Source organism: Rhodoferax sp. RT5P35 (assembly GCF_056521385.1).
In genome coordinates, this window is record NZ_JBWMAX010000303.1 from 1 (window position 1) to 1,100 (window position 1,100).

The 1,100-nt window shown below is 61.5% G+C and carries 2 protein-coding genes; both read left to right on the plus strand.

The annotated features are described in order from the left end of the window. On the plus strand, positions 1-345 hold a 345-nt coding region (locus tag AC097L_RS25820; RefSeq protein ID WP_479589547.1), incomplete at its 5' end, for a siderophore-interacting protein. 291 nt (positions 346-636) lie between these two features. Further along, the gene (locus AC097L_RS25825; RefSeq protein WP_479589548.1) at positions 637-1,002 is read left to right on the plus strand and encodes a glutaredoxin; all 366 of its coding nucleotides are present in this window, start codon (positions 637-639) and stop codon (positions 1,000-1,002) included. Positions 1,003-1,100 lie beyond the last annotated feature (98 nt).

A 1,100-nucleotide genomic window follows, 5' to 3' on the forward strand; every position in this document is an offset into this window, starting at 1 on the left:
GCCCGCCGCCTGGCTGAATTGCCCGCCGGTGCCCCTGCGCTGGTGTTGATCGAAGTAGATGGCCCAGAAGACGAGCAAACCCTGGCCAGCGCCGCGAACACCACGTTGGTGTGGGTACACCGCCAGGGCCAACCCCACGGCCAGCAGCCGCTGCTGCTGGAGCGCCTGCGCAGCCTGGCCTTGCCGCCCGGCGACATCCACGCCTGGGTGGGCTGCGAAACCCACACCGCCAAGGCCTTGCGCGCCCATCTGGTGGGCGAACGCGGCGTGCAGCCGCAGTGGACCAAAGCGGCAGGCTATTGGCGACAGGGCAGCGTGGCCACGCACGACACGATCGAGACGTAATTTCAGGCGCGGCTTGGCTTCTCTCTTCTTCTAATATCTCTATTAATCAAATAGTAGTAGTAGTAAGGACTGCACCTGGCTGTGGATAAGGTGTGATAAGCCTTTTGGCTCAAGCACTTAGGCCATTTTGACGGCTGTGCGCGACTGTGCTTTTCTGGTGTCACGCAAATAGGGACAACTTTTAAGGATTGCCACAAGCTGTGGATAACTGCTGGCTTATGCAAAAACTATCCACAGGGTTTGCGGCAGGCCCGCTGGGCTATGCTGTGTGCTTTGTTCTAAGGAAGCTCGATGCCCCGTTCCATCCTCGAAGAAGCCCGTATCCACCCCGCCGTGCGCGACAAGGTGGCGGCATCACAGCGGGCCATCGTGCAAGAGGTGCAGGCGGCAGTAGCGGCGCATGCGGTGGTGGTGGTGGGGATGCGGGCCAATCCGTTTCCGCGCCGGGCCCGCAAGGCGCTGGATGCGGCACAGGTGCCGCACCATTACCTGGAGTACGGCAGTTATCTGAGCATGTGGCGCGAGCGTGGCGCTCTGAAGATGTGGACCGGTTGGCCCACCTTGCCCATGGTGTTCGTGCGGGGCACGCTGGTGGGCGGATTTACCGATCTGCAAAAGCTCATCCAGACCGGTGAGCTAGCCAAGATGCTGGGCTAGGGGATTAGGTTCACCCCCAGGCTACAGTGCTTCGCATCTTTCTCCAACCCCCTTGCAGGGGGCAACACCAGCAGCCGGGCATTGCCAGTTCTGCGGTG